The organism is Melaminivora alkalimesophila, from assembly GCF_000282995.1.
GTDB lineage: Bacteria > Pseudomonadota > Gammaproteobacteria > Burkholderiales > Burkholderiaceae_C > Melaminivora > Melaminivora alkalimesophila.
Map to the genome: position 1 here is coordinate 1 of NZ_ALEE01000491.1, position 205 is coordinate 205.

The following is a 205-nucleotide window of genomic DNA, read 5'->3' on the forward strand; positions in this document are numbered from 1 at the left end:
GCACCGCCAGCAGCGGCTTCGGGGTGGTGTCAGTCAGTGGGCGCATGCGCGCGCCGCGACCGGCGGCCAGCAGCATGGCGGGGGGCTGGACCAGAGCGGGTTCCGGCAGGGCGGGGCGGTCGGGCGAAGGCATGGACGCGCACTGTAGGGCATGGCGGCAGGCCAAGACCGCATGGGCGGTGCGGCCGGTCCGGGGGCGCCTGCC

1 protein-coding gene is annotated in these 205 nt (G+C 77.1%); it reads right to left on the reverse strand.

What is annotated here, in order from left to right:
- On the reverse strand, positions 1-133 hold a 133-nt coding region (locus tag A612_RS17925; RefSeq protein WP_277422524.1), incomplete at its 3' end, for a sugar phosphate nucleotidyltransferase.
- Between the last annotated feature and the right edge of the window lie 72 nt (positions 134-205).